The organism is Pseudomonas sp. P5_A2_2 (genome assembly GCF_054177685.1).
Window position 1 is genome coordinate 1 of the sequence record NZ_JBGCUL010000185.1, and the last position, 6,913, is coordinate 6,913.

Here is a 6,913-nt window from a genome sequence, read left to right on the forward strand (position 1 = left end):
GCTCGATACCAATGGCAACGACCTGTCGGCCCGCGTTTCGTTCGAAACCTTGAACGATCAGCTTGAAAGCGTGCCGCGTGCCAGCGCCAACAAGTTCATCCAGGCCCAGCGTGACCAGTTGACGCCACGGATCAACGCCGGTGAAGCGAAGATCCTGCCCCGTCACACTGAACGTGTCGCCGAGGCGCAGCGTCGCCTGGCCGCCGATACCGAAGAAGAACTGGCACGCCTGACCGCGCTGCAAGCGGTCAACCCGACCGTACGCGACAGCGAACTGGTTGCCCTGCGCAAACAACGCGAGCAAGGCCTGGCCATGCTCGATAAGGCTGCGCTGCGACTGGAAGCGATTCGGGTGTTGGTGGCGGGTTAACAACCCTCCTCCACCGCCATAAAAAGAAGGCCTGCAGTGATGCGGGCCTTTTTTTTACTTCAATTTCAGTAGTGCTGCTGACGGCCTCATCGCGAGCAAGCTCGCTCCCACAGTGTCCGTGTCGTACACAGAACCTGTGGGAGCGAGCTTGCTCGCGATGGCGGTTAAGCAGTCACCACAGTATTTTCTGACTCAATCACTGCCACCAACCCTTCCTTCATCCGCTTGGCATCGCGCACAAAACACCGCGAAGCCAGCACCAGAAACACCACCGTGAACAACAGCGCCACCGGAATCAGGTACATCGCGTCATGCAGGCCGACCGCTTTAAACGCCTCAGTCATCTGTTCCGCACCTGCCTCGAGCATCGCCGTGTGGGCAAAGTGATCCGACAAGGCCCCGACCACCACCGGCCCCAAACCGCCGCCCAACAGATACAGCCCGGCAAAGAACAGCGCCATGGCCGTCGCCCGCAACCGCGGCTCGACCACATCCTGTATCGCCGTGTACACGCAGGTGTAGAAGTTGTAGGCGAACAGCCAACCGAGACTGAAGACGGCGACAAACACACCGATCTCGATGCGCCCGGAATGCAGCGCCCACGCGGTGCAGACCGTCGAAATCATCAGGCTGAAGGCCGCAAACAACAGCCGCCCGTTGGCAATCCGCTGGTGAATCTTGTCCGCGATCCAGCCACCGAGGGTCAGGCCGACCAACCCGGTCACGCCGACAATAACTCCGGTGGCGACCGCGGCATCCTGCAACGGCATGAGAAAGTACCGTTGCAGCATCGGCACCAGAAACGAGTTACAGGCATAGGTGGCGAAGTTGAAACACAGGCCGGCCATGACCAGCCACAGGAAGGTCGGCACAGCCAGTACCCGACGGATCGGCCGGTCGATCTTTTCCTGCGACACTTGAACGCTCTCGGCGGCGCCGCGTTTCGGTTCCTTGATGAAAAACATGAAGACCGCGAGGACCAGTCCGGGCACCGCTGCGATAAAGAACGGCGCGCGCCAGCTATCGAAGGCCTTGACCATCGCACCGATGGTGAAGAACGCCAGCAACAGCCCCAACGGCAGCCCGAGCATGAAGATACCCATGGCGCGAGCCCGGCGGTGCGCCGGGAACAAGTCGCCAATCAGCGAATTGGCGGCTGGCGCGTAACTGGCCTCGCCGATACCGATGCCCATGCGCACGATCAGGAAGCTCCAGAAACTGCCCACCATGCCGTTGATGGCCGTCAGCCCGCTCCACACCGCCAGCCCCCAACCCATCAGCTTGCTGCGCGAGCCGGTATCGGCCATGCGCCCCAATGGCAAGCCGGCAATGGCGTAGACGATGGTGAATGCCGTCCCGATGATCCCCAACTGGAAATCACTGAGGTGCCATTCCATGCGGATGGGCTCGATGATGATGGCCGGGATGGTGCGGTCGAAAAAATTGAACAGGTTGGCCAGGAACAACAGGAACAGAATGCGCCAGGCATTGGCCGCTTGGGTCGAGTTCTGCATGGGTCCGTCTCTTTTATTGTTTTTGGGGCGTCACTGCCCCCGGAATTTGCAATCTAGACAGGCCGGCCACAACTGTCTTTCATTATTCGCCAGGCTGATACCAACCCATGGGTCGCAACTTGTAGGAGCTTTCGCAGGGCGGGTATTTCGCAGTCCGTCCGGTCGTTGAAAAATACCTTTCGCCCCCCCTTCCCAAGCCGTTGGCGAAGCCTAGAATAGCGGCCTTGTTTCCCCCCTGTGTCTCCACCCCTCTTTACGATAATCGCCCATGTCCGAAGCCAGTCCGTGTCTGAATTGCGGTGCCTGCTGTTCTCATTTTCGCGTGTCATTTTTCTGGGGGGAATGCGCCTCGTCCGGGGGAACGGTACCCGATGAGCTTGTCGAGCAGATCAGCCCCAGTCGGGTCGCGATGCTCGGCACCGGCTGCAAACCCGTGCGCTGCACCAGCCTGGTGGGGGACGTGGGCAGTACGGTGCAGTGCTCGATTTACGAAAAACGCTCCAGTACCTGCCGGGAATTCGACGCATCGTGGGTCGATGGCCTGGCCAATCCCGATTGCGACGCGGCCCGTGCCGCATTCGGCTTGCCGGCCTTGCAACCCGCATTCGAGACGCCTCAGAAGCAAATCGCCTGAGCATTAGCACTAATCGCTATTAGGCTAATGCCAAAATCATTGGCATCAATGTGCCACTATCACTTGTGCTCCACCCATGCCCTCTATACTCCAGGACATTCGCCGACGCTCCTTGCGCCGGCCTGATGGATAACGATGGGGGCATGCTATGGAGTGGCTTGGTTTGCATTTCCTTACCGAGCTACCAGAGAGTGGGCAGCTCATACTTAACTGCACACATGACCCTTTTCTGGTGCTGCTGGCTTATCTGGTCGCCTGTGTCGGCAGCTTCGCGACACTGGACATGGCCGAACGGGTTGCTCACGCTGAAAAATCCGCTTCCCAAACGCTCTGGCGCTGGGTCGGCAGCGGATGCCTGGCCGGCAGTATCTGGGCCATGCACTTCGTCGGGATGCTGGCATTCCAGGCGCCTATCGATCTTCACTACCAACTGCCTGTCACGGTGTTCTCGCTAACCATCGCGCTGCTCGCCGCGTGGCTGGCCATGCATACCCTCAGCCTTCCCGAGCTGAGTTTGCGACAGTGCCTCACGTCATCGATCGGGATCGGCCTGGGTATCGCGACCATGCATTACGTGGGCATGACGGCCATGCACTCCAATGCCTCGGTCTATTACCATCCGGGCCTGTTTGCCCTTTCCATCGTGATCGCGATCGGTGCCGCACTGGCAGCCTTGTTACTGGCGTGGTATCTGCGCGACGGCGCCGGCATGCTGCATCAGCTCACCAAATACTGCGCCAGCCTGTTGCTCGGGGCTGGCATCCTCAGCATGCACCTCACTGCCATGGCCGCCTTCAACCTGGTACTACCCGAAGGCAGCCTGCCAGCGCAAACCGGCGATCACAGCCAACTGCAACTGGCACTGACCGTGGCGGTCATGACCCTGCTGATCATCGGCAGCAGCATCAGCGCGGCGCTGGCGGACAAGAAACTGCAACGCAAGGACCACGACCTGCAACGGGTCAACTCCCTGCTCGGCCAGCTGGACCAGGCGCGCATGTCGCTGCAACAGGTGGCGCACCACGACGCGCTGACCAACCTGATCAACCGCCGCGGATTCAACCAGGTCTTCGCCGAAAAACTCATCGAGAAAACCAGCAAAGGCGGGATGCTGGCGGTCATGTTCCTGGACATCGACCATTTCAAGCGGATCAACGACAGCCTTGGCCACGATGCCGGTGACGAACTGCTCAAAGTGCTTGCCGGGCACATCAAGAGTTCGGTTCGCGGTCACGAGGATGTGGTCGCGCGTTTCGGCGGCGACGAGTTCTGCCTGCTCATCGACCTGCATGATCGTGAAGAGGYGCGGCAGATGGCCCAACGCATCATGCTGAAAATGAAGGAGCCCATCGAACTGGCCGGCAGGCGCATGGTCATGACCACCAGCATCGGCATCAGCCTGTTTCCGGAGGATGGCAAGACGTGTGAAGAACTGCTGAAGAACGCCGACCTTGCGCTGTATCAGTCCAAGGGCGGTGGCCGCAACGGCCTGAGCTTTTTCAGCGCCAACCTGAAAACCCGCGCCACACTGGAACTGCAACTGGAAGAAGAACTGCGCAATGCCTTGCGTGAAGACACTGGCCTGATGCTCTATTACCAGCCGATCTATGACCTCAAGACCGGTCAGATCAGCAAGCTTGAAGCCTTGATCCGCTGGCAACACCCGGTCCATGGTTTCCTCGTGCCGGATCGTTTTATCGCCATCGCCGAGGCCAACGGCCTGATCGCCGAACTGGACAACTGGGTGCTGCGCAAGGCCTGCGAGGATCTGGGCGAGTTGTTGCGCCTGGGTTGCGTAGACCTCAAGATCGCCGTGAATTGCTCGCCCCTGAGCCTGGCGCGCGTAGAACTGGCCGATGAAATCGAGTACGCATTGCGAGCCGCCGGAGTGGAGGCCCACCGCCTGGAACTGGAAGTCACGGAAAACGCCTTGATGGGCAATATCGCCAACACACTGATGTTGCTGCGACAGATTCGTGCCCTCGGCGTGTCGCTGTCGATCGATGACTTCGGCACCGGCTATTCATCCCTGGCCTACCTCAAGCGCTTGCCCCTCAACACGCTGAAAATCGACCGTTCCTTCATCCAGGACATCCCCAAGGCCACCCAGGACATGGAGATTGTCCAGGCGATCATCGTCATGGCCCATACCCTGCACCTGCAAGTGGTCACCGAAGGGGTCGAAACCTTCGAGCAATATCAGTTCCTGGAAAACCATGGCTGTGACTTCGTTCAGGGCTATTTGCTCAGTCGGCCGGTGCCATTGGCCGAGCTGCATCCGGTGCTGAACGAAATCAACCAGCGCAAGCACGCCTATACCGTCACGACGCTGAGTCTGGCTCACGGTACATCTGTACTAATGTAGACGGGTCTTTTTCAAGGAAACCCTGACTCCCATGCAGGCGCATCAACTGCGCGGCCAGGCCGCTGATCGGTGTCGCCGAGCCTTGCTCTCGCGAAAACTTTACCGCGGTATCCAGATCCTTGAGCAACGTGCGCACGTGCCACTTGACCGGCTCGAAACGGTTTTCCGCCATCTGTGGGGCGAGGATCTGCAAGGGTTTCGAATCGGCAAAACCGCCGGCCAGCGCTTCGGCGATCAGGCTGGCATCAACCCCGGAACGTTCCGCCAACGCGACCACTTCGGCAATCACCAAGGCATTGCAGGCGACGATCATCTGATTGCACGCCTTGGTCACCTGCCCTGCCCCGACACCGCCCATGTGCGTCACACGCTGCCCCAGGTTCAACAGGACAGGGCGGACCCGTTCCAGGTCCTGCGCGTCACCGCCAACCATGATGGCCAGGCTCCCGGTTTCAGCCCCGACCACACCACCGGACACCGGCGTGTCGAGCCAGCCCATGCCGGTTTTACCGGCGAGTTCTACGGCCATTTCCCGCGTGGCATTGGGCTCCAGGCTGGAAAAGTCCACCAGTAACTGGCCTTTCTTTGCCCCCTCGATAATGCCTGCCGGACCAAACACTACCTCGCGTACGACCGACGTATCCGCCAGGCACAACATCACTACGTCAGCGTGCTGGCACAGTTCGGCCGGGCTGGCGACCTGGCGTGCGCCGGCCTCCACCAGTGGCTTGCACTTGTCCGGATTGCGATTCCATACCGCCAGCGGATAACCCGCCGCCAGCAGGCGCCGGCACATTGGCAACCCCATCAGGCCGACCCCGGCAAACCCCAGCGAAGGTAACGTTGACATCATTTTGCCTCCTTTTGATTAAAGATCGCCAAATATTGGCCGATCCATCATGACTCAGGAAAGGATTCACGCCGAGTGATGCTCAGGCCAAGGACCAAGGCATGGTCCAAATACGCGCTGAAAAAAGACGCGATTCTATTCCGTGACGGTTCGACGACTGCGAGTCGGCCAACCAATCAGCCCAGGTAGATGGCGAACAATGACTTCTAAAAACAACCCGGCCACTGCGGTAACCGATCTGACGCTGAGCCCCGCGGCCAACAGCCCGTCATCACCGAAGCCATTGATTCAATCGCGCCCGTTGGCAACCCAGCAATACCTGTACTTCACCGAAACCAACACCGACCGCATCCTCGACAACCTCGACGGCCTGCGCGACATGGTGTTCCCGCGCGCACCGCACCTGGAAGGCGACAGCGAACAGCACAGCGATCAGGAATTCCCGTCGGTGTGCCTGATCGGCCTGGGCCGCTGCGGCTCGAACATTGCGCTGGACGTGGCGGAGCTGGTGTACAACGCCCGCAAGTTCTACCTCAACGAATTCAACAACGAAGATCGCCTGTCGCCAGACAAGCGTTTTGCCGAAAAGGGCTACAGCCCGGCCCAGTGGATCCGCAACAACTTGCGCCTGGGCCAGAACAAAAACACCAAGCCGGTGTTTCTGGTCGAGCCACTGGTGATGCTCGGCGACCTGGACAAGGACATCGCCGGACGCATCCGTTTCTCGCGCAAGGGCGAAAAAAGCGGTTTCCTGCGCGACTACAGCAAGATGAAAATCATGGACTTGTCGGAAGTCCACGCCGGTGGTGCCGGTAACGCGCCGATCCTCGGCCAGTACCTGGCCAAGATCATCCTGAACAAGGACACCCAGCGTTTCTCCAGCCCTGACTGGAAGATGATCCACTCGTACCTGATCGACAGCTGCGGCATCAAGGCCAACCAGTCGCGCCTGTATTTCTCGATCTTCAGTGCCGGTGGCGGTACCGGTTCGGGCATGGCCTCGGAATTCGGTCTGGCCCAACAGCACTCGTACATGAACAAGACGTTCGACACCAAACCGATGGACGAGCACGACAGCAAGAGCGGCCACTCCTTCGTCTTCGAACCGATCTTCACCAGTGGCATCTGTGTATTGCCGAACATTTCCGATCACCGCAGTGAAATGTCCGAGGCGTTGCAC

4 protein-coding genes and 2 pseudogenes are annotated in these 6,913 nt (G+C 59.6%); 4 read left to right on the forward strand and 2 right to left on the reverse strand.

Annotated elements, in window-relative coordinates:
- Positions 1-370: pseudogene (locus ACXRVY_RS13335) on the forward strand (RNA polymerase-associated protein RapA); the annotation flags it as partial.
- A gap of 164 nt (positions 371-534) precedes the next feature.
- Here ACXRVY_RS13335 and ACXRVY_RS13340 read toward each other — a convergent pair.
- A complete protein-coding gene (locus ACXRVY_RS13340) occupies positions 535-1,884 on the reverse strand; it encodes a spinster family MFS transporter (RefSeq protein ID WP_223463204.1) in 1,350 nt (449 codons plus the stop codon).
- A 268-nt stretch (positions 1,885-2,152) separates the two neighbouring features.
- Here ACXRVY_RS13340 and ACXRVY_RS13345 point away from each other — a divergent pair, with 268 nt between their 5' ends.
- Both ACXRVY_RS13345 and ACXRVY_RS13350 read left to right on the forward strand, forming a co-directional pair.
- A complete protein-coding gene (locus ACXRVY_RS13345; protein ID WP_046043993.1) occupies positions 2,153-2,518 on the forward strand; it encodes a YkgJ family cysteine cluster protein in 366 nt (121 codons plus the stop codon).
- A 148-nt stretch (positions 2,519-2,666) separates the two neighbouring features.
- Positions 2,667-4,883, forward strand: coding sequence for a putative bifunctional diguanylate cyclase/phosphodiesterase (locus tag ACXRVY_RS13350; protein WP_458237536.1), 2,217 nt, complete (start codon positions 2,667-2,669; stop codon positions 4,881-4,883).
- Here ACXRVY_RS13350 and ACXRVY_RS13355 read toward each other — a convergent pair.
- Positions 4,840-5,736, reverse strand: coding sequence for an NAD(P)-dependent oxidoreductase (locus ACXRVY_RS13355; RefSeq protein ID WP_223463202.1), 897 nt, complete (start codon positions 5,734-5,736; stop codon positions 4,840-4,842). The two genes, ACXRVY_RS13350 and ACXRVY_RS13355, sit on opposite strands and share 44 nt — an antisense overlap.
- 196 nt (positions 5,737-5,932) lie before the next feature.
- Here ACXRVY_RS13355 and ACXRVY_RS13360 point away from each other — a divergent pair.
- Positions 5,933-6,913: pseudogene (locus ACXRVY_RS13360) on the forward strand (hypothetical protein); the annotation flags it as partial.

What these genes read in the sequence shown, in the direction of transcription:
- ACXRVY_RS13340 (WP_223463204.1), bottom strand. Translation starts at nt 1,884, where the DNA reads ATGCAGAACTCGACCCAAGCGGCCAATGCCTGGCGCATTCTGTTCCTG.
- ACXRVY_RS13345 (WP_046043993.1), top strand. Translation starts at nt 2,153, where the DNA reads ATGTCCGAAGCCAGTCCGTGTCTGAATTGCGGTGCCTGCTGTTCTCAT.
- ACXRVY_RS13355 (WP_223463202.1), bottom strand. Translation starts at nt 5,736, where the DNA reads ATGATGTCAACGTTACCTTCGCTGGGGTTTGCCGGGGTCGGCCTGATG.